This is a genomic window from Chryseomicrobium sp. FSL W7-1435 (assembly GCF_038595005.1).
Taxonomy (GTDB): domain Bacteria; phylum Bacillota; class Bacilli; order Bacillales_A; family Planococcaceae; genus Chryseomicrobium.
In genome coordinates this window covers 2,477,396-2,498,043 of record NZ_CP151997.1, presented here as the reverse complement: position 1 = coordinate 2,498,043, position 20,648 = coordinate 2,477,396, and the positions used below count along the sequence as shown (strand labels likewise).

Genomic DNA, 20,648 nt, shown 5'->3' with positions numbered 1-20,648 from the left:
CTTTTCATGCTCTAATTATAGCATAGAAACCTGCATCCTGACGCGGTTTCCTCGGAACTAGAAGGGAGCCAGAGATTCGTGTATAATGGGAGGCGACAGAATAGAAAGAGAGTGACAATTTATGGGACGTAAATGGAACAATATTAAAGAAAAGAAAGCATCAAAAGACGCAAATACAAGTCGTATTTATGCAAAGTTTGGTCGCGAGATTTATGTAGCAGCACGCCAAGGCGAGCCTGATCCAGTATCTAACCAAGCATTGAAGGTAGTTTTAGAACGTGCAAAGACTTACAGCGTACCAAAACATATTATTGACAAAGCCATTGAAAAAGCAAAAGGCGGCGGAGAAGAAAGCTATGACGAGCTTCGCTATGAAGGCTTTGGTCCAGGCGGCTCTATGGTAATTGTGGACGCTTTGACGAACAATGTGAATCGTACAGCTTCTGACGTTCGTGCGGCATTCGGTAAAAACGGCGGGAACATGGGTGTCAGTGGATCTGTATCGTACATGTTTGATGCCACAGCTGTTATTGGAGTGGAAGGTAAGTCAGAGGATGATGTTCTCGAGCTTCTAATGGATGCAGATGTCGATGCACGAGATATTCTTGATGAAGAGGATACAGTAATTGTTTATGCAGAGCCTGATCAGTTCCATGCGGTGCAAGAAGCCTTCCGTGGTGCTGGCGTGTCAGAGTTCTCTGTTGCCGAGTTAACAATGCTTGCTCAAAATGATATTCAGTTGAGCGCAGAAGACCAAGCACAATTTGAAAAAATGGTAGATGCCATCGAAGATTTAGAAGATGTGCGCCAAGTCTATCACAATGTGGATTTAAGCGAATGAAACGAATTTTAGCGGTGCTAGCATTGCTCGGGTGGATGGTTCTACCTTCTCAAGCTTTTGCGAACTACGCCAGTTTTTTTGTTGTTTATGAGGATTTTGTGTATGAGCTGACAAGTGAATCCGTTGTGGAAGTAGGCGAGCAAATCGGTGAAGTAACGGAGTACGGGGACCGCGTAGAATTTTACAGCGGCAACTTCTCCAATGCTTATGAAGTAGGAACACCGTATTTTGCCATCCCTGGTGTGGATCCAGCTGAGAAGATAGCTGTAGAAGAGTCTCCAGGTGTTTACATTGTGGGAGAACGGTCAGTAGAGTTTACAGGTGAAGCGGTTCGAGAAAGTTCGTTGACTACGGAGTCTATCGGTTCTATTTTTTCTTTCGTAGTACTGGGCTTAATTGGATTCTTTTTATTCCGCCGATTGAACTTTAGACGTGGAAAGAAAGAAGTGGAACCTGAAGAAGAATAAAGTGAGGAAGCCTTGCTCTTGTAGTTGAAGAGTGAGGCTTTTTTATGTTGTTTACAGGCGAATGAGTGAGGTTTTGAGAAATAATTAGTTTCCATAAAATGACTAGGGGCACAAAGAGCAACTCCGAGGGCACAAAAAAGGTCGCTGAAGTCACATAAAGACCATTTGAGGGCACAAACAAACCAAACAAGCCCCTTAAGTCATAAGATCTTACTAGTAAAACCAAACAAAAAAACTGCTGATCAAGGATCAACAGTTGTGAAGCTTAGGAAGATGTACTTCGGCGATACTTCCACTGCTGGTATTGAAAGCGAATGAAACATCCAATACAAAAGCCTGCTAATGCGATAGAAGCAGCAAGGCCTACCATGATACTAGCCGCAACAAACACCACAGAACTTCCTGCTAGACCACCAACAATCGCCGTTCCAAGAAAAGCAACGGCCATCATTTGATTAAAACGAAGCTGACCAACGTCTTCTTGTACATAAGAGGAAAGTGGTTTTTTCAATAATCTTTTTGCTGGAGCTAAGATAGGGTGGAAGCCGGTAACTAAGCTGATGCCATTTGCTAGGAATGGAATTAGCAGTGGCCAAATAGACTGTATACTAAGTGCTAAAACAACCGCTAGCACGATAATCCATTGATTGAGAGTGACGAGAGGTTTTGGAATTGTTTTCATTTAAAACCCACCAATCTTGTAAGAATAATAGTATTTAAACTATACAAACAAAACGCAGAAATGTAAACGACTTTGCTTAGTTTATACAAAAATACGTGATATATTAAAAATATTCTTGTACAATGGACATTAGTACTTTAGGGAGGTAGTGTAATGAAGCAACTAGATGCATATGAAATTATTTCGTACATTCAACACGCTAAAAAATCGACTCAGGTGAAAGTCTATGTGAACGGTGACAAGCTGGACACTCTTTCATTTGGTGAGAATACAAAAGTGTTTGGCCAAGGGAACTCTGTTATCCTTTTCGGAGAATGGGCTGAAATTGAACCAGCACTTGAAGCAGCAAAAGAGCATATCACAGATGTCGTTATCGAAAATGAAAGCCGCAACTCAGCGATTCCTTTATTGGATTTGAAATCTATCAACTCACGTATCGAACCAGGAGCATTTATCCGTGACCAGGTTCAAATCGGTAACAACTGTATCATCATGATGGGTGCAGTCATTAACATTGGTGCTTCTATCGACGATGGAACAATGATCGACATGGGAGCTATCTTAGGTGGCCGTGCAACAGTCGGTAAGAACTGTCATATTGGTGCAGGAGCTGTACTTGCAGGTGTTATTGAGCCACCTTCAGCAACACCAGTTATCGTAGAAGATGACGTGTTGATTGGTGCAAATGCAGTAGTCTTAGAGGGTGTTAAAATCGGAAAAGGTTCTGTAGTTGCAGCGGGTGCAGTCGTTACAAAAGACGTTCCAGAATATACAGTTGTAGCTGGTACACCTGCACGCGTCATTAAAGAAATCGATGACAAAACACGTTCGAAGACCGAGATTATGCAGGAGCTTCGCCAACTGTAAATGACACACGAACTTATTCAGTTACGTCGCAAGTTCCACCAAATTCCGGAACGAGGATTTGAAGAACTAAAAACGAAGCAGTTGATCGAGAAGACCATTGAGACATTTCCGCAGCAGCATATCCAACTATTTCATTGGAAAACTGGGCTGGTTGTGAAAGTAAACGGCACTGCTTCCACAAAAACGATTGCTTGGCGCACGGACATCGATGGGCTACCAATCGCAGAACAAACAGAAGTATCGTTTGCCAGTGAGCATGCAGGGTTTATGCATGCCTGTGGTCACGATATTCATATGACTGTCGCGTTACATTTAGTAAAAGAACTCGCAGAAAATCCATCGCGAGATGATGTGCTCGTGTTCTTTCAGCCTGCTGAAGAGTCTCCAGGCGGGGCGCTTCCTATGCTGCAATGGGTTCGAGAAGAACAACCTCAATTGGAACCTGATGAATTTTATGCGTTGCATATCGCACCAGAACTCCCAGTAGGAACGGTTTCAACAAAGCCAGGAGTTCTTTTTGCGAATACATCAGAACTCTACATCGACCTTTTCGGGACAGAAGGGCATGCAGCTTTTCCACATAGAACTACGGATATGTCAGTAGCGGCTGCTCATCTTTTAGTGCAATTGCAATCGATTGTTAGTCGGTCCGTTGATCCTCTTGCACCAAGCGTTGTTACGATAGGGAAAATGAATTCGGGTACCGTACAAAATATTATTTCTGGACATGCTCGTTTAGAAGGAACTATTCGTACATTTGATGCACAAGTCATGAAAACAATTCAGGCACGTATCGAGGCTATAGCTCGAGGAATTGAGAGTTCATTTGATTGCCGCATCACTATTGATTATGGGTCAGCCTATTATCAAGTAGTAAATGATGAATTGCTTGCAAACACGTTTGAATCATTTGCCCAGAAGGATGGAGTGGTCGATTTTCGTCTCTCAAATGAAGCAATGACAGGGGAGGATTTTGGGTATTTTATTCAAGACATTCCAGGTGTATTGTTCTGGGCAGGTGCTCAAGCTGAGTACGGATTGCACCATGCAAAACTGAATCCCAATGAAGCCATGATCCCAATTATGGCTGAATTCGTAGAGCGTTGGATTCGTTATCGCTCTTCATGACGGAAAAAGAGGCTGGGACAAAACATAGCCGATAATATAAAAAATGACCATCGAGATTGATTGATGGTCATTTTTTATGGGTTTTTCTAGTATGCGGCCAGAGTTTCTACACTCTGGCCGCATATTTTCTCAAGTTCACCGCCATAAGTGCCAATCCGATATCGTTCTCGACCTTTGGTCGAGTGCGAACGGAGGCACGAGTGAAACCCAAATTAGCTTTCAAGAATCCAAAAACTGGTTCCACGTCCGTCTTGCGACGGCGATAGATAGACCCGGTCTTTTCTTCTGAAAGCTTGGTTCTCACATATTCTTTTTGTTCTTCCCAGGTGACATTCACAGACATCGTGCGATTGGTTCCCTCGTGTGCCTTTGTACACTGTGATCGGAATGGACAACCGCCACAGTCTTCCGCTCGATATACTTTAAACTGGCGTTCGAAACCAGTCTTGTCTCTGCGTACGCTCAAATGGGAGAAGTTAAGACGTTTAGAGTTAGGGCATTCATAGGAATCCGTTGTTTCGTCATAGGTCCAATTCGCTGTCTGGAATGGGTTGTTTTTATAGGCCTTCTTCTGTTCTCGAAGATACTGACCATAAGTGATGAGTGGTGTCTTTTGGCGTTTCACTAGGATGTCGTTATAGTTCGGCTCGCTGCCATAACCCGCATCCGCCACGATATGTTCAGGAAGTTCGAAGAAATCATCTTCAATTTTGTCTAGGAAAGGAACCATCGTCTTCGAGTCACTTGGATTTGGGAATACTGCATAAGCCAGAGTATATTGATTTTCTGTTGCGATCTGTAAGTTGTAGCCAGGTTTCAATTGACCGTTCCTCATATAATCATCTTTCATCCGCATGAACGTGGCATCCTTGTCAGTCTTGGAATAACTGTTTCGCTCACCCATGATCCCCAGGTCGATCTCATAACGATGTTTTCGGACAAGCATGTCCTTGATCAGTTTTAGTAGCTTCTTTGGTTCTTTTCGTTCTGATCGTATCTTCTTTCGTTTAGCCACGTCTTCGGTGGACTCGATCTGCGCCGTCTTCTCGTGGACATGCTCTTCGAGCTTGTCCGCCATCAAGGACATCTGTTCAGCCGTGAGACCTTCCTCGACCTCTAGAGCAGGCATGATGTTGGCTTTGAAAAGTTCTTCATACATCTGCTTGGATTTCTCAGTCAGGCTTGTCAGATATTTTTCTACGGCTCGTTTCCAGACGAATGTGAACTTGTTTGCGTCCGCCTCGATCTTGGTCCCATCAATGAAGATCGCATCTTGATCGATCAGGTCTTCTGCCACAAGACGATTGCGGAACTGGATGAAACATTCTTTGATGAGTGCGTTCATTGCGGGTTGTACACGGAAACGGTTGATCGTACGATAACTGGGTTGTTGTCCTTGGGCAAGCCACATGATTCTTAGGCTGTCCTTTGTCAGGTCTTCGATCTTGCGACCGGAGAATGTGGATTGGGTGTATGCACAGAGAATGATCTTCAACATCATCTTTGGGTGATAAGCTGGACAACCATTGTCACGTCGAAATTCGTGGAAGGCTTCATCGGGGATAGTCTCGACCAGACGGTCGATAGAGAAGGCGATATCATCTTTTGATAACTTCATCTCGATATCTAGAGGTAACACTAGTTGATTCATGTTATAATTTTTAAACATAAGGACACTTCTTTCGATTTGGATTTTGTTGTGGTGACTCAATTCTATCAGAAGTTGTCCTTATTTTTGTACACAAAAAAGCGCGCACAGCAGAATTTTCTGCCGTGCGCGTTTTTCAATTAGAGTCTAGGTTTTGTCCCAGCCTCTTTTTAATCTATACTTAATTCCACATTGTATTCCGTTGCCCAATACTCCAATTGAATGAGATAAGCCATGAGCTGTGGTGTCTGCATAAGTTGGCCGAACCATGGAACACGGCCATGCGTTGAAGCTTTGAAAAGCTCATCAAAAAAGGCAGGACGAAACAAAGTAGTGATCCAACCTTTGGAGGCTACGATGGCGGCAAGTTCACTTTGCACGAGTGATGTGTAGAAAGGATGAAACGTTTTAGGAAAGGGATTTTTTTTACGGTGTAGAACGGCATCTGGCAAAACATCATGAAATGCAGCGCGTAACAGTCCCTTTTCTTTGCCACCCAGTCGTTTCAGTGAAAGAGGGATATTCCACACGTACTCCCACAATTCATGATCAGCAAAAGGCACGCGAACTTCCAATCCACTACGCATGCTCATGCGATCTTTTCTTTCTAGTAGATTTTGCATGAAGTGCTGCATCGTCAAATAGCTCGTGCCTTTGTGGTTGGAACTAGCGGTAGTTTCCTCCCGATTATAGACCTCGTGCAATAAGCTAGACTTGGCACTCTCATAAAGTAACTCTACCGGAAGCTTTTCTCGAATAGCAGGATGTAAAGCATCTAAACGCTGTGAGAGATCTCGGATCCATTGAAAATCTGGCACTTGATCTTCTTGCTGCAACCACGGGTACCCTGCAAACAATTCATCCGCGCACTCCCCTGATAAAATCACTGTGGCATCAGGCTTCACGACTCTACAAAAATGTAACAAAGAACTATCGATGTCCCCCATACCGGGAAAATCACGGGCTTTCACAGACTCTCGTAACGCATCAAACAGATTTTGAGCATCTAAGGTTACTGTTTTATGGTCAAGCCCGTAAGCTTCAACCATGGCGTTGATATAGGGTGCGTCTTCGTCAGGTTGAAAGGTCGATTGTTGAAAGTACTGGGAGTTGTCTTCAAATTCCAGCGAAAATGTGGAAAGAGGAGACGAGGTTTTTGCAGCAATCGCTGTGATTATGCTCGAATCAATACCGCCTGATAAAAATGTGCCAACGGGGACATCACTTACGAGTTGACGGTGAATAGCTTTTTCTGTCAATGCACGTACTTTTTGAATGGTCTGTTCTGGCGAATCAGTATGTTGCGCACTTGGTAATTGCCAATACCGTTGCTGCATAAACCCACGGCGTTTTTCGTAAAATGCGCGGTGTCCAGGGCGAAGCTCGAAAATTTCACAAAAAGCATCTCGTCCTGGAAAACGGCCAGGACCAAATACCAAGAGAGCAGCAAGGCCTTCACGGTTCACTTTTCGCTTCACCGCTGGATGTGCAAGAAGAGCTTTTACTTCAGACGCAAATAGGAGGTAGTCGGGGCCGACAGAATAAAAAAGAGGTTTCACCCCAAGACGATCCCGCGCCATAAATAAAGTTTGTTGCTGTTCATTCCAAACAGCAAACGCAAAGATGCCATTTAAGTGATGCACACAGTCTTCTTGCCACTCCGCAAAAGCGTGAATCAGGACCTCAGTATCACTATAGGATTGAAACTGATGACCAAGCTGTTTTAATCGGTCTCGAACTTCATCAGTATTATAGAGCTCCCCGTTGTATACAAGGCGGTACTGCTCCCAAATGAAAGGCTGCTGTCCTCCTTCAGGATCAATAACGATTAATCGTTTATGTCCAAAAGCGCAATTCTCGTCATGCCAAAAACCCGTTGCATCCGGGCCGCGTTCATGAAGCGTATCGGTCATGAGAGAGAGTACTTGCAGATCAAATGGTTCGTCATACTGAACAACACCCACAATGCCACACATGTCTTACCTCCTCATACGTAGTGTATGGGAAGAGGCAAAAAAAAGAACAGGCACTTGGCCTGTTCACGTTGTTGTTTTAAAAACCGCTTTGAATTTGGAGAAGATGCCACCCGTTGTATACGTCAACACACTGCGTTTATAGAAATACATAGTGAAGAAGAACAGCACGGTAACTGTCACTACTAGTACTAAGAAGGATACACCGGCTTCCCATAGTGGCATATCTGTTGCGCCGATACGAAGTGGCATGACCATACCAGATGAGAAAGGAAGGTACGAAAATACCTTAATCAACATCGTATCCGGGTTGAAAGAACCTGTGATGAGTACATAAAAGCCACTTAGCGCCATCATCATTGCAGGGACCAGAGCCTGGCTTGCTTCTTCCACTTTGGAAACCAAAGAGCCAAGAAGGGCACCAAAGATCAAATAAAACACAAGTGTCAGCAGTAAAAAGGCAACTGTGTAGGCTAGATAAGCAACTGACAGGTCTTGCATAATATCCCGCACCAATTCTAATCGAGAACTGTCTGCTACGACAATTAACAGAACAGCAATGAGTGCGACTGCTGCTAATTGTGTTAACGCAACGAGCAAAGTTCCAATAACTTTAGCTAAGAAATGTGTCGTCGGTTTAATCGTAGCAAGCAATACTTCTAGCACGCGAGAGCCTTTTTCCGATGCGACATCAGACGTAATCATGGATAAGAACGTCATGACGAAGAAATAAATCAAAAACCCGACCAAATAAGAGACGCCAATACCAGCAGCCTTTTCAGATTCTGATTTACCACTAGTAGCTTGCTCATTTACGAGCTCGTAAGCAATGAAGGCTTGTGCTCCAAGAACTTGTTCCGCTTGTTCGGATGTCAGATTCATCTGTTGAACAGCGTATAACTTGCCAGCGTAATCCAGCTGACCGGAGAGGGTAGTTTGTGTTGTGAAAGACAAGGGCTCGTATGTAAAGATGGTTGCTGCTAACTGCCCTTCTTGATCGGCCAAATGAATGACGATATCTGCATTTTCTTCGTTTACTTCTTCCTTTGCTTGTTCAAGGGAGTCGTTTGATAAGGTGACTTCCATATCTTCTGTTGGTTGGATTAATTCTCCTGCTCCAGAAGCAGTATCATCTACAACAGTCATTTGCATAGGTTCATCACTAAACAAAAGTTCACTAATGTTATTCCAAAATAGCACGCCAGCTAAAATGACTCCATATAGTGCAATTGTGAACAAAAATGATTTCGCTTTGACTTTTTGTTTATACAGTTGTTTCACGAGCAGCCAAAACTTCGCCATCTGGTTCACCTACTTTCAATTTGAAGATTTCATCGAGTGTCAGGTAATCCAGACTGAATCGCTCAATGTATTTACCAGCAGAGACGTAATCAAATATAGACTGAGCATAGGACTCATCCTTTAAAGTTAAAAGGATATGATCTTTTTTCTGGACGGCATGCGCAACACCCGCCAAAGTAGTTAATTCTTCAAAAGAATGGGGAGACCGAATAGCTAATTTTATTTTGCCATAACTCTTTTTTAGATCCAGTAAGCTACCAGAGAAGAGTGACTTCCCACGTTTTAATAAACACAAATGATCACAAAGCTCTTCCACATGATCCATTTGATGGCTGGAGAAAAGAATCGTGGTTCCTTGTTCTTTCAAATGATGAATGGCCTCTTTTAATAAGTCCTTGTTAACAGGATCCAATCCGCTAAAGGGTTCATCTAAAATTAGAAAATCGGGTTTATGAATAAAGCTGGCAATCAACTGCACCTTCTGCTGATTTCCTTTTGATAGCTTTTCAGCTTTTTCTTTTCGTTTGTCTTCTAATTCAAAGCGTTTAATCCAGTACTCCACTTCAGGTTTTAATTCTTTTCGCTTTTTCCCGCGTAACTCCCCAAAGAAATACAATTGTTCTTCCACAGGCATTGTCGGGAAAATTCCTCGCTCTTCAGGCAAATAACCAAGTAAATCACGATTAACTGCATTCATAGGTTGACCATCCCAGCTGATTGTCCCTTGTGTAGTCTCTTGTAAATCCAATATCATACGAAACGTCGTTGTTTTCCCGGCGCCATTTTGACCAATCAAGCCAAAAGATTCGCCTTTAGGAATCGTAAGGTTGAGTTGATCGACCGCTGTGAAATTCTGATACGTTTTCGTGACATTTTCAATTACTAACGTCATTCCGTTCACTCCCTTCTTTCTACTGTACGGACTCCGAAACAAAAAGTTTCATAAAAATGCTGTAACAAAGTTAGGTATATAACTTAATTAGGTATGAAGTTGAGTGGAGGAGCTGACTCCAGTGGGATTAAGAGCTCCACGTAAGAAAATCAGTAGACTCTCTTGTAACCTAGAGAACCTACTGATTTTAGTAGAACCATAGTAGAGCATTAAAGAAGTAACTGTTTCATTAAATCCACAGGCAATTGACCCGGGGCAGAAGGTGATGATCCGGCAGCAAAAGTCGCACAAGAACCAAAGTGATGGCCACCAAGTCGCGTGATAGCTCCGAGCTCTCCCATTGCCATCACAAGAAAAGGTCTATCGGCATACAACGTTTTCATTTGATCGGCAGCGTCTAAAAGGCTTAGAACATCGTGTGGCCGTTTTGGCATGACCGCTAGTTTCCCGATATCTCCATTAATAAACTGCATTTCTCGCAGGCGCCAAATCAGCTCTTCTTTAGGGGGTGTCTTGTGGAAATCGTGGTTAGAGACAATCACTTTACAGTCATTTGCATGGAGGGCAGCAACAAGGGATTTGTTGTCTTCAGAAAATAGTTCAACATCTACGAAATCACAAAGTTTACTAGCCGAAATGCCTTCTAATAGTTCGCGGTAAGCTGCGGAACGCAGTCGACCATGGCCACCTTCTTGAATGGTCCGGTAGGTCACAATCAGTGGTGCAGGGAAGGTCAGCTCTCTAATGAAAGAAAGTGTTTCAATTAGTTCACTGAACTCATAGGTTTCCATGAAATCGAGTCGCCATTCCCACATGTCAGGTTGTTTTTGCAGTAAAAATTCGATTTCTTGTTGTAATCTTTGGCGAGTAGAGCTAATGAGAGAGACGATGATTTTCGGTCTCCCAGTACCGATTTGAACATCCCGAATTTCAACTATTTTCACCATTTTCACCTACTATCCGTTTTCTTTCATCCTAGCATAATCCGAATAAGCAAACTAGGTATTTCGATGTGGAATAGTCAGAAAATTTAATGTGTAAACTCGAATCAGTAGGGAATAGAAAACTAACGATAAGAATAGGGAGGCGTTTGAACAATGATGCAACATGTTACTTCACAAACAGGTATTGCGTTTAAGGAAATTGGTTCAGGAGACCCTGTCGTATTTATTCATGGGTTTTGTGGCAGCCATGCATATTGGAAGTCAATCGAACACTTACTTGAATCTCATATGAAAGCTTATTATATTGATCTACCAGGACACGGTGCTTCAAAGGAAATGCCGTACGCGTCATTAGAAGATTATGTTGAACTACTGAGAAAATGGAAGGAAGAAATGGGGATAAAGAAGATGACCTTAATTGGTCATTCTTTAGGAGGCTATTTAACGCTCGCTTATGCCGACAAGTATCCACAAGATCTTTCCGGGTACTCTCTTATTCATTCCACAGCTTTTCCTGATTCAGATGAAGGGAAGGAAGGGCGTGAGAAAGGGATTCAGACGATTGAGTCGCAGGGAATTGAAAAATTTATTGATGGATTGATCCCTAAACTGTTTGATGGGAACTTTAAGAAACAACATCCGGAAACTATCGAAGAAGCAAAAGCAATCGGCTTTCAAACAGAGCCAAAGCAAGCAATTCGCTTTTTAAAAGCTATGCGCGACCGAAAAGATCGACGGAAGATGCTAACAGACAGCACAATCCCACATCTTTTAGTGGCAGGTGAAACAGATGAAGTAGTTCCTTCCTACAAAACATTTATAGGGGGTTCAACAGCTGCGACAGAAAAATTATTAACTGAAACGGCGCACATGAGTATGTACGAGCAGCCCGAGGAATTGAGTAAGGTAATTGTGCAATGGCTAACTTCTGTGAAACAAGTCTCAATTTAACGATTACTTCCACAAGTTTGAGGAACTGGAATCTAGCTGGTTCCTTTTTTTATGGAAAAAAGTTGCAACGCTATGGTGAAAAGTATGAAAACACTGAAAATAGTTGCTTTTTCGGAAGTTGTCTAGTATTATCGAAACTTGAGTGAATATGCAATATATTAATAGAAAGTTGAGGGTGTATGATGAACGAACGATTATCCTTCTCAAATCAACTAGTCATCGGCGTCATGTTGTTTGCGCTATTTTTCGGAGCAGGAAACTTAATTTTCCCTGCTAGCCTTGGTCAAAATGCAGGAACGGCTTTGTTCTTTGCAGTTCTTGGATTTTTAATTACTGGAATTGGACTTCCTTTCTTAGGAACTTTAGCGATGGGCTTTTCCAACAGCCGCAGCTTACAAGATCTTGCGGGTAAAGTTCACCCGGCTTATGGAATTGCTTTTACCGTAGCTTTGTATTTAACAATTGGACCATTCTTTGCGTTACCTCGTACAGGAGCAGTGGCATATGAAATTGGGATCATGCCATTTGTTAGTGAATCATTAGCTTCGATTGGTTTATTACTTTTCACTTTGGTATTCTTTGGAATCACACTTTGGTTATCCTTGAATCCGGCTAAAATAGTGGATCGTGTAGGTAAATTTTTAGCACCTATTATTATCATTGGTTTATCTGTATTGATTTTAGCGGCTTTATTTAACCCAATCGGTTCTTTTACAGGACCAACTGAAGCTTATCAAACTAATGCGTTTATGACAGGATTCACGGAAGGTTACAATACGATGGACGCCTTGGCCTCTTTAGTATTTGGTATTATCGTGATTCAGTCGATTCGTCGTTTAGGTGTTACTTCAACAAAGGGTATTTTAAAAGTTACTGCTAAATCAGGAGGAATCGCTGTTCTATTCCTTGGTTTGATTTACGCAGGTGTTGCCTATATTGGTGCAACTACAACTGAAGCGTTTGGCATCTTTGATAACGGTGGTCCGGTATTAAGTACGGCAGCTGATTATTATTTTGGTGCAATCGGACTTCTAGTTTTAGCTGTCGTTATCATTGCGGCTTGTTTAACAACTGCTATTGGTTTAACAACAGCAACTGCAGAGTATTTTAATACGTTGTTCCCAAAGATTAGCTATAAAGTATTTGCTGTTATTTTCATTGTAATGACGACGATTTTTGCAAACTTTGGCTTGTCTTCAATCATTACGTATTCAATCCCAGTGTTGTTGCTTCTTTACCCATTAGCTATCACATTGATTTTATTAACGTTTGCAGCGCCACTCTTTGGGCATCAGCGTTGGGTGTATGTAGCCGTAACAGCTGTCACATTCTTAATCAGTATTATCGATGGATTCAAAGGCTTCTTCGGAGATGCGGCACCTAGTTGGTTAGCCTCTATCGTGAATATCTATGATTCGGTCTTACCGTTCTATGGATTAGGATTAGGTTGGTTGATTCCGTTTATTATTATTGTCGTTGCAGGTATTGCAACAGCAACTGTGTTTTCGCGACCAACTACAAATTAAAACAAAGTAGCTAGCACAAAAAAAGTAGATTCTCTAGGTTAATCACCAGAGAATCTACTTTTCATTTTGCCCAAAAACTTTTAAATTTCTTCGAGAGTATACAGCCAGTTATCGGTCATTAAGGCAGCCAGATCATTCGTTTGCTTTTCTTTATACAAACGGATCAGTTGTGCATGTGTCTCAATGGATGATTCACGTAAAATGATTTTTTCTGAGTAGAATAAGCGGCGAACATGTGCCTGCAACATCTCTACTATTTGTGAAATGTAAGGGTTATTAGCTGTATCAATAATGATTTGATGGAATTGCTCATCAATACGCAAGGCTTCTGTAAAGTTTTTTTCTTTTAAAGCGTCTGCAAACTGCTGATTCTTTGCTTCCAATTCAGCAATGATTTCGTCTGTCATTAAAGGAGCAGCGAGTTCTGTAGCCAGAGCTTGTAACGAAGCAAGTGGTGGCAGAAGATGATTGATATCATCTTTTTGAACGGGTGTGACTTGTGTGGCTCTACCAGGTTGCATCGTTACAAAACCTTGTGACTCCAGCAACTGGAGTGATTCACGAATCGGTGTTCGACTAACGCCTAATGCTTGCGCTAGTTCAATATCGTTCAATTTCTCTTCGGGTTGAAGCGTGCCATCAATAATCCAATTCAATAACTGGTGATAAGCATGCAGTTTTGCAGTCTTACGTATGGGTTTACTCATATCTGATGGAATTGGCATGTCGGTACAATCCTTCCTCTATGTCTACACTGTATATCTATTATACAATATATCTATTCGAGATGTGCAGCAAACGAAAGGAGTCGGGTCAAATGAAGACAATCATTATCACAGGTGCAGCTAACGGAATAGGAAAAGGCATCGCGCAACAACTAGCAACAGAAGGCTATAAAACGATTTTACTGGACCGAGAAGAGGCGCAAGTAAAGGCAGTAGCAGAGGAATTAGAAAACAGTTCCTATTATGCGCTGGACCTACAAGATGAGAAGAGTGTTACGAAAACCTTTCACTCAATTTTTAAAGAACATGGTACTCCTTACGGGTTGATTAATAATGCAGGTATTAGTAAATTTACGGATTTCTTTGAGTTAACTTTAGATGGTTGGAATGAAGTCATACAAACTAACTTAACAAGCATCTTCCTGTGCAGTCAGCTGGTGGCTAAAGAAATGAAAGATACAGGTGGTGTCATCCTCAATATGGCATCGACACGCGCATTCATGTCAGAGCCCGATACAGAGGCCTATGCTGCTTCTAAAGGCGGAATAGTTGCGATTTCTCATGCTCTGGCTCGTACACTAGCCCCTTATCATATTCGAGTGAATAGTATCGCACCTGGTTGGATAGAGACCACGGCTTATGAAGATCTGCGCGATGTGGATCATGACCAACATCTTGCAGGACGAGTCGGAAAACCTTCAGACATCGCCCGCATGTGTTCTTTTTTGCTAGATGAACGCAACGATTTTTTAACCGCTGAAAATTTTGTGGTAGATGGTGGCATGACGCGAAAAATGCTCTACGAACACTGAGTTGTTTTAGAAAAGCCTAGTTCGGGTATTCTTCTTACTAACTGATGAAACAGAGAGGAAGAGGTTTATGAACTACGATTCTTTAAAAAAACAACTGGAGCAGCGACGTGCTGAAATTTTAGAACATCATAATTCTCACGAAGAGTTGGAGACGACAGAGCTGTCCAATTATGATAATCATCCAGCAGACAATGCAACTGATTTAACAGATCAAAATACGCAGCAAGCTTTAGAACGCCATGAAGAAGAAGAATTAGAGTCAATCGAAGTTGCACTTGAAGCAATTAAAGAAGGCACTTATGGAACTTGCCAAGTTTGTGGAGAAGAGATTCCTTATGAGCGCCTTGAAATTGTTCCAACAGCTTTAACATGTGTGGAGCATGCTGACCAAAGCCCTGAGGATCATCGTCCAATCGAAGAAAAGATATTGGATGCAGCAGCTGAACGTGAAGACATGGACAATAGTTTTGAAGAGGTTGAAGATTTCGGGAGTTCAGACTCTCCCTCAGATAAAGCATAAGTAAAAGGACTGGCATTTATGCTGGTCCTTTTCACTTTGCCTAGTTTTCCCCTATACTAGGAAGAGAGAGGATGATGAAACATGCCAAGTTGGTTTATAGCACTAGTCATTGCCGTCGTCATCGCGTTTGTAATTATCACCGAATGGATTACACGAAGAGACTAAGGAGCGAGCGCAATGAGCGGTAAAAAAGTAGCAGTAGGGTTAGTTATAGGTGTAGTCATCGTAATTGCTTTAATCATGTTTGCCGTGATTTCCTTTTTTGCAAATAATCCGACACAAGAACAGGCTGTTGGGGACAATGAAATGACGGGCAGAATTGTGGCGATAGCTGAGCAAGGGGTATTAGTAGTTTCTGGTACACCAGAGGAGCTAGAAGATATAAATGAACAATCTGTCGTTGACTCAGGGTTGCCAGCTGTTTGGTTTGGAGTGACTCTCGACCAACAGAATCAGCTAAAAGTTGGACAAGAGGTAGAGGTCACCTTTAACGTGCTGGCAGAATCCTATCCTGGTCAAAGTACAGCGATAACTATCCGTCCTGTGATGGAATAAACAGGAGTTGAACCAACACAAACTTAAGATAATTTTGTGGATGGGAACTCAATATACAAGAAAAATCAGCAAGTTCTTTGGAATTCATCCTAGAGAACTTGCTGATTTATTTTGTTCTAATTTACTACGCTAAATTAGTTTTGCTCTGTCTCGCCGTCCCACTCTAGCATTCCGCCAGACATGTTCGTCACGTTGTAGCCTTGTTGATCTAAAAACATTGTTGCTTGACCGCTACGTCCGCCAGAACGACAAACCATTACGTATTCTTTGTTTTTGTCTAGCTCATTCATACGAAACTCTAAAACGCCGAGTGGAATATGTGTAATCCCTTTAATGTGACCTGAAGCTACTTCATCGGCTTCACGTACATCGATTAAATTCAATTGTTTACCTTCTTTTAATTGTTGTTCAACTTCTTGTGGTGTGATTGTTTTCATCCCAAAATCGCTCCTTTAAATGTGATAGATATAGTAGACTTTTAGCGGCTTCTGACGAGCAGATCCACCGCTTCTTTTACGTAGGCATCTGACGGTTCCCCATCTTCTTCAGCTTTGCGGACACAGGCAACAAGATTTTCACTAACGATTACACCAATTGAACGATCGATAGCTGATCGAGAGGCAGAAAGTTGCGTGATAATATCTTTACAATCTTGTTCCTCTTCCATCATTCGGAGAATTCCACGTAGCTGGCCTTCAATGCGTTTGATTCGGTTTTTAGTCTTTGCATCATAATTCATGTTCTACCCTCCCGAAACTCTTCATTGCCAAAAAGTATAGCATAAAATAATGAAGATGCCTTCTATGGATTACCTTATACCTATATGGGTATATAGTCAAGCGTCAGATATACTGGTATAAGACATTTTCACAAAACTTAATTAGCAAAGAAGTTGAGTGGAGTGTAGGGGTTGACTCCAGTGGGATCAAAAGTCGGAACGTGAGGCCCCGCAGGAGCTTGCGACGAGGAGACTCACGACGCGCCCACGGAACGCAGCCCCGGAACGGAACTCAACGTAAATAAAACTCAGCAAATTCTCTGGAATTACACTAGAGAACTTGCTGAGTTTCTTTTTCTGTAAGACTCTTAATTATTAATGAAAGCCACCAGCTTTATAAGGGCCCTTGCGGAATGGTAACCACCAATTCCACTTTCCAAAGAGTTTCATCAAGCTTGGCACAAGCAGCAGACGAATGATTGTTGCGTCAATGGCAATGGCAATAGCAATCCCCACACCAATCTGTTTAACAGGCATTACGTCTGTGAAGGCGAAAGCACCTGTAATAACAATCATAATTAATGCAGCCGAAGTGATAATCTTACTTGTTGATACAAGACCAGCAATCGTAGCGGCTGTATTGTCTTGTGATTTGACATACTCTTCTTGAATCCTTGAGATCAAGAACACTTCGTAATCCATGCTTAGGCCAAATACAAGACTAAACACAATGACAGGAATGATAAGAGCGATCTCTGTCTCAGGTAACCCAAAGTGACCGAACTGGAAAATGTAGACGAGTATTCCGAATGTCGCAGCCAGCCCAATGATATTCATAAGAATGGCTTTCAATGGAATGACTAATGAACGGAAAGCAATCATCAAGATAATGAAAGTCGAACCAAGAATGATGGCTAGCAATAAGCCAATTTTGCTTGAAATTTCATCAAATATCTCTTGGTTGAATTTTGGTTGCCCTCCAATAGAGAGGGAGTAATCAAATTCTCTTTCCCCAAGATCACGAACCCATTGTTGGGCCTCACTAGAAGATCCTTCATAATCAAGCGTCACAGGAACAAATAATAATTCGTCTTGAATAAATCCTTCAAATGCAGGTGTCAGTGCAGCGGCAGCTTCAGGCACTTGCAATTGTTGTTCTAGTGCTTCTGGAGAAGGAATGTCTGTAGCTGTGTATATGGTGGACACATTAGTAACTGCTTCATCCTCTAACAAAAACTCTTGTAAATCAAAAATATCAGTTCTTGCTTGTTCAGAATCCCAGCCTTCAGGTCGTTCTGCAAGTATGTAAACCGTTGATTCTTCACCAAATCCAAAGCGGTTGTCTAATAAGTCATATGACTGGCGCGACTCATATTGTTCAGGTAACGAGTCGACTTGTGGAATTGAAAGCGTCATATCTTTTACCGGAATAATAGCAATACCTAATAACACAAGGGCAACCACTATCAACGCTACTGGTCGCTTCATGACGAATGCAGCAAATTGCTGCCAACGTGTGCTACCACCAGGGCGTACACGTAGAATAGTCCACTTGTTGATTCGGTCTCCAATTAACATTAAAAGAGCAGGAAGTAATGTAAGGGAAGAGAGTACTGCAAGCGTGACTACCAATGTCCCGCCAAGTGCGATGTTCATGAAAATATCAACTTCCATGACAAGCATGGCACCTAAACCAATGAAGACACAAATCGCCGAAAAGATAATAGAACGGCCTGATGTCCGGACGGCTGTTTGTACAGCGTCACTAATGGATGAATGGACTCGTTCTTCTTTATATCGATTAATAAATAGTAAGGCAAAGTCAATGCTTAATGCCAGACCAAGCATGGGAATGATATTGAGAATAAAGATAGATAGGTCCAGCGAGTTGCCGATGACCCCTAATATTCCTAGCGAGATGACAACGGTCATAATTCCTATGATCAGTGGAACAAACGAGGCCATAACACTTCCAAAAGCAAGCAATAAAACGACAATAGCAATCGGCAACCCAATAGCTTCTGCGCTTGCTAAATCACGCTGACTGGCTGTATTGATGTCTTTATTGATTACAGGACCACCTGTTAGCGTTACGGATTCTTCTTCGTTCGCAATTTCTTTTAAATCATCCACAATGGCAGGAAGATCTTCCGTTTCTTCAGAGAAATGAATTTGAGCATAGGCTAAATCTCCATCACGTAAAGAGTCATCCTCGAGTGGTGAAACAATAGTGTCCGCTACTCCGAGCTCGTCCACTTGTTGTAAAGACTGCTCGATGACTTCATCAGAAGACCCTTCAAAGACCATTAAGATGGTTTCATTAGGAATATCGAAAGTTTCTGTTAAGGTGGTCATTACTTCTTGATGTTCACCATCTGTTCGAAAGCCGTCCCCTTGTAATGTATCAGGTAACTGTATGGCAAAATAGACGGACGCCACTAATACTAAAACCCAAAACGCAATAATGGATTTATAAAAACGCGTTACAAACGCAGCTAAAGATTTCACGTATGTTCCTCCTTGTTGATTTTATTCGTATTCTACTAGTTTACTGCAACATCTTACGGGAATCGAATTTTAATTGCTATAGTAAGAAATTAATTGATGGACTCTTGTACACAAACAAGCCACTTTTGTTGAAGTGCATCATGTAGGCCAGTATGATTAAACGGAAGATGAAGGCACTTCCAGCAAAGTGAAGGAGGATTTTTGAATGGATTATCGTATTGAAAAAGATTCAATGGGTGAGATTCAAGTTCCGGCAAATAAGCTATGGGGAGCCCAAACACAACGAAGTAAACAAAATTTTAAAATTGGCACGGATCAAATGCCACTAGAAGTAGTCTACGCGCAAGCAGCCGTTAAAGCCGCTGCAGCAGAAGTCAGTTATTCACTTGGCAATCTGTCTAAGGAAAAACGTGATGCTATAGTAGAAGCCGTTCATGAGATTCGTACTGGGCAATGGGATGAACATTTTCCACTCGTGGTTTTTCAGACAGGTAGTGGCACTCAAACCAATATGAACGTCAACGAAGTCATTGCCAATCGAGGAAATCAATTGCTAGAGAGATCTGGTTCATCAGAACGTTTGCATCCCAATGATGATGTGAATAAATCTCAAAGCTCGAACGATACATTTCCAACAGCGTTACATGTAGCAGGAGTGTTGGCTGTCGAACAGCGGTTATTGCCGGCAATCGATGCGCTTCATAAAACATTTGAACAAAAAGCAGAAGAGTATGGGACTATTGTGAAAATAGGGCGGACCCATCTGCAAGATGCCACACCACTTTCGCTTGGCCAAGAGTTCAGTGGTTGGGTAAGGATGTTGGAAAAATCGAAACAGATGATTGAAGCCGTTCTTCCATTTATGCGCGAATTGGCAATTGGCGGCACAGCTGTAGGAACCGGGATCAATGCACCAAAGGAGTTTGGTGACTTGGTGGCGAAAGAAATTTCTAAGCTAGTCGAGAGTGAGTTTTCGTCAGCTGAAAATAAGTTTCATTCACTCACATCGTATGATGATGTTGTCACCGTCCACGGTGCTGTAAAAGGTCTCGCGGCCGATTTGATGAAGATCGCTAACGATGTGCGTATGCTAGCAAGTGGACCTCGCTCGGGGATAGGGGAATTAACGATTCCTGCAAATGAGCCGGGCAGCTCGATTATGCCTGGAAAGGTAAATCCTACTCAAAGTGAAGCAATGACTATGGTTGTAGCTCAAGTGATGGGGAACGATACAACAATCTCCTTTGCTGCTAGTCAGGGGAATTATCAATTGAATGTATTTAAACCAGTTATTATTTTCAACTTCTTGCAGTCTGTCCGTTTATTAGCAGATGCTATGCACAGTTTCAACGATAACTGCGCAGTAGGAATTGAACCTAATCGAGAGGTTATTGGACGTCATGTGGATAACTCGCTCATGTTAGTGACTGCGTTAAATCCGTATATCGGCTATGAAAATGCTGCGAAAATTGCAAAATATGCACATGAAAATGGAACAACCTTAAAAGAAGCAGCTCTTTACTTGGAGCTTTTAACAGAAGAGCAGTTTGATGAGTATGTGCAACCACAAAAAATGATATAAAAAAACT

The 20,648-nt window shown here is 42.1% G+C and carries 20 protein-coding genes; 10 read left to right on the top strand and 10 right to left on the bottom strand.

The features are described from left to right. Positions 1-121: 121 nt before the first annotated feature. Together MKY84_RS12670 and MKY84_RS12665 are read left to right on the top strand one after the other, a co-directional pair. On the top strand, positions 122-841 hold the full coding sequence (locus MKY84_RS12670; protein WP_342526458.1) for a YebC/PmpR family DNA-binding transcriptional regulator: 720 nt from the start codon (positions 122-124) through the stop codon (positions 839-841). Beyond that, complete coding sequence (locus MKY84_RS12665; RefSeq protein ID WP_342526456.1) at positions 838-1,308, top strand: hypothetical protein; 471 nt, start codon at positions 838-840, stop codon at positions 1,306-1,308. The genes MKY84_RS12670 and MKY84_RS12665 overlap by 4 nt, the downstream gene beginning before the upstream one ends. A 265-nt stretch (positions 1,309-1,573) precedes the next feature. On the opposite strand, the gene MKY84_RS12660 is transcribed toward MKY84_RS12665, so the two are convergent. Next, complete coding sequence (locus tag MKY84_RS12660; RefSeq protein ID WP_342526454.1) at positions 1,574-1,990, bottom strand: DUF4395 domain-containing protein; 417 nt, start codon at positions 1,988-1,990, stop codon at positions 1,574-1,576. Between the two features lie 153 nt (positions 1,991-2,143). Here MKY84_RS12660 and dapD point away from each other — a divergent pair, with 153 nt between their 5' ends. Both dapD and MKY84_RS12650 read left to right on the top strand, forming a co-directional pair. Next, a complete protein-coding gene (dapD, locus tag MKY84_RS12655) occupies positions 2,144-2,857 on the top strand; it encodes a 2,3,4,5-tetrahydropyridine-2,6-dicarboxylate N-acetyltransferase (RefSeq protein WP_342526451.1) in 714 nt (237 codons plus the stop codon). Continuing rightward, positions 2,858-3,985 (top strand): N-acetyldiaminopimelate deacetylase, encoded by a 1,128-nt coding sequence (locus MKY84_RS12650; protein ID WP_342526449.1) that lies wholly within the window; start codon positions 2,858-2,860, stop codon positions 3,983-3,985. Positions 3,986-4,091: 106 nt separating this feature from the next. Here the strand turns inward: MKY84_RS12650 and MKY84_RS12645 are convergent, their stop codons facing one another. From MKY84_RS12645 to aroD, 5 genes are all read right to left on the bottom strand, one after another. After that, on the bottom strand, positions 4,092-5,654 hold the full coding sequence (locus tag MKY84_RS12645) for an IS1182 family transposase (RefSeq protein WP_342526448.1): 1,563 nt from the start codon (positions 5,652-5,654) through the stop codon (positions 4,092-4,094). Positions 5,655-5,803: 149 nt separating this feature from the next. Further along, entirely contained in the window at positions 5,804-7,609 is a 1,806-nt protein-coding gene (gene asnB, locus MKY84_RS12640) for an asparagine synthase (glutamine-hydrolyzing) (RefSeq protein ID WP_342526447.1), read from the bottom strand. A 63-nt stretch (positions 7,610-7,672) separates the two neighbouring features. Then, positions 7,673-8,908, bottom strand: a complete 1,236-nt coding sequence (locus MKY84_RS12635) for an ABC transporter permease (protein WP_342526446.1) — start codon at positions 8,906-8,908, stop codon at positions 7,673-7,675. After that, complete coding sequence (locus MKY84_RS12630; protein WP_342526445.1) at positions 8,871-9,800, bottom strand: ABC transporter ATP-binding protein; 930 nt, start codon at positions 9,798-9,800, stop codon at positions 8,871-8,873. The genes MKY84_RS12635 and MKY84_RS12630 overlap by 38 nt, the downstream gene beginning before the upstream one ends. 209 nt (positions 9,801-10,009) lie before the next feature. Further along, the gene (gene aroD / locus MKY84_RS12625) at positions 10,010-10,744 is read right to left on the bottom strand and encodes a type I 3-dehydroquinate dehydratase (RefSeq protein ID WP_342526443.1); all 735 of its coding nucleotides are present in this window, start codon (positions 10,742-10,744) and stop codon (positions 10,010-10,012) included. Positions 10,745-10,897: 153 nt separating this feature from the next. Between aroD and MKY84_RS12620 the strand changes: the two genes are divergently transcribed. Beyond that, positions 10,898-11,695 (top strand): alpha/beta hydrolase, encoded by a 798-nt coding sequence (locus MKY84_RS12620; protein WP_342526442.1) that lies wholly within the window; start codon positions 10,898-10,900, stop codon positions 11,693-11,695. Positions 11,696-11,877: 182 nt separating this feature from the next. Continuing rightward, on the top strand, positions 11,878-13,221 hold the full coding sequence (gene brnQ / locus MKY84_RS12615; RefSeq protein ID WP_342526441.1) for a branched-chain amino acid transport system II carrier protein: 1,344 nt from the start codon (positions 11,878-11,880) through the stop codon (positions 13,219-13,221). Positions 13,222-13,301: 80 nt separating this feature from the next. On the opposite strand, the gene MKY84_RS12610 is transcribed toward brnQ, so the two are convergent. Then, positions 13,302-13,946, bottom strand: a complete 645-nt coding sequence (locus tag MKY84_RS12610; RefSeq protein WP_342526439.1) for a GntR family transcriptional regulator — start codon at positions 13,944-13,946, stop codon at positions 13,302-13,304. A 92-nt stretch (positions 13,947-14,038) separates the two neighbouring features. On the opposite strand from MKY84_RS12610, the gene MKY84_RS12605 reads away from it, so the two are divergent. The 3 genes from MKY84_RS12605 to MKY84_RS12595 all read left to right on the top strand — a co-directional run bounded on the left by MKY84_RS12605 (position 14,039) and on the right by MKY84_RS12595 (position 15,833). Further along, positions 14,039-14,758 carry an SDR family oxidoreductase gene (locus MKY84_RS12605; protein WP_342526438.1) on the top strand — a complete coding sequence of 240 codons (720 nt, stop codon included), beginning with the start codon at positions 14,039-14,041 and terminating at the stop codon, positions 14,756-14,758. 67 nt (positions 14,759-14,825) lie between these two features. Next, positions 14,826-15,278 (top strand): TraR/DksA C4-type zinc finger protein, encoded by a 453-nt coding sequence (locus tag MKY84_RS12600; RefSeq protein WP_342526436.1) that lies wholly within the window; start codon positions 14,826-14,828, stop codon positions 15,276-15,278. Between the two features lie 177 nt (positions 15,279-15,455). Next, positions 15,456-15,833 carry a DUF3221 domain-containing protein gene (locus MKY84_RS12595; RefSeq protein ID WP_342526435.1) on the top strand — a complete coding sequence of 126 codons (378 nt, stop codon included), beginning with the start codon at positions 15,456-15,458 and terminating at the stop codon, positions 15,831-15,833. Positions 15,834-15,967: 134 nt separating this feature from the next. Here MKY84_RS12595 and MKY84_RS12590 read toward each other — a convergent pair whose 3' ends face one another. The 3 genes from MKY84_RS12590 to MKY84_RS12580 all read right to left on the bottom strand — a co-directional run bounded on the left by MKY84_RS12590 (position 15,968) and on the right by MKY84_RS12580 (position 19,059). Continuing rightward, positions 15,968-16,270: a rhodanese-like domain-containing protein gene (locus MKY84_RS12590; RefSeq protein WP_342526433.1), complete on the bottom strand. Its 303-nt coding sequence runs from the start codon at positions 16,268-16,270 to the stop codon at positions 15,968-15,970. 41 nt (positions 16,271-16,311) lie between these two features. After that, positions 16,312-16,572 carry a metal-sensitive transcriptional regulator gene (locus tag MKY84_RS12585; RefSeq protein WP_342526431.1) on the bottom strand — a complete coding sequence of 87 codons (261 nt, stop codon included), beginning with the start codon at positions 16,570-16,572 and terminating at the stop codon, positions 16,312-16,314. A 354-nt stretch (positions 16,573-16,926) separates the two neighbouring features. Beyond that, on the bottom strand, positions 16,927-19,059 hold the full coding sequence (locus MKY84_RS12580) for an MMPL family transporter (RefSeq protein ID WP_342526430.1): 2,133 nt from the start codon (positions 19,057-19,059) through the stop codon (positions 16,927-16,929). A 205-nt stretch (positions 19,060-19,264) separates the two neighbouring features. Between MKY84_RS12580 and fumC the strand changes: the two genes are divergently transcribed. Further along, positions 19,265-20,641, top strand: coding sequence for a class II fumarate hydratase (gene fumC, locus MKY84_RS12575; protein WP_342526429.1), 1,377 nt, complete (start codon positions 19,265-19,267; stop codon positions 20,639-20,641). The last annotated feature ends 7 nt before the right edge of the window (positions 20,642-20,648 follow it).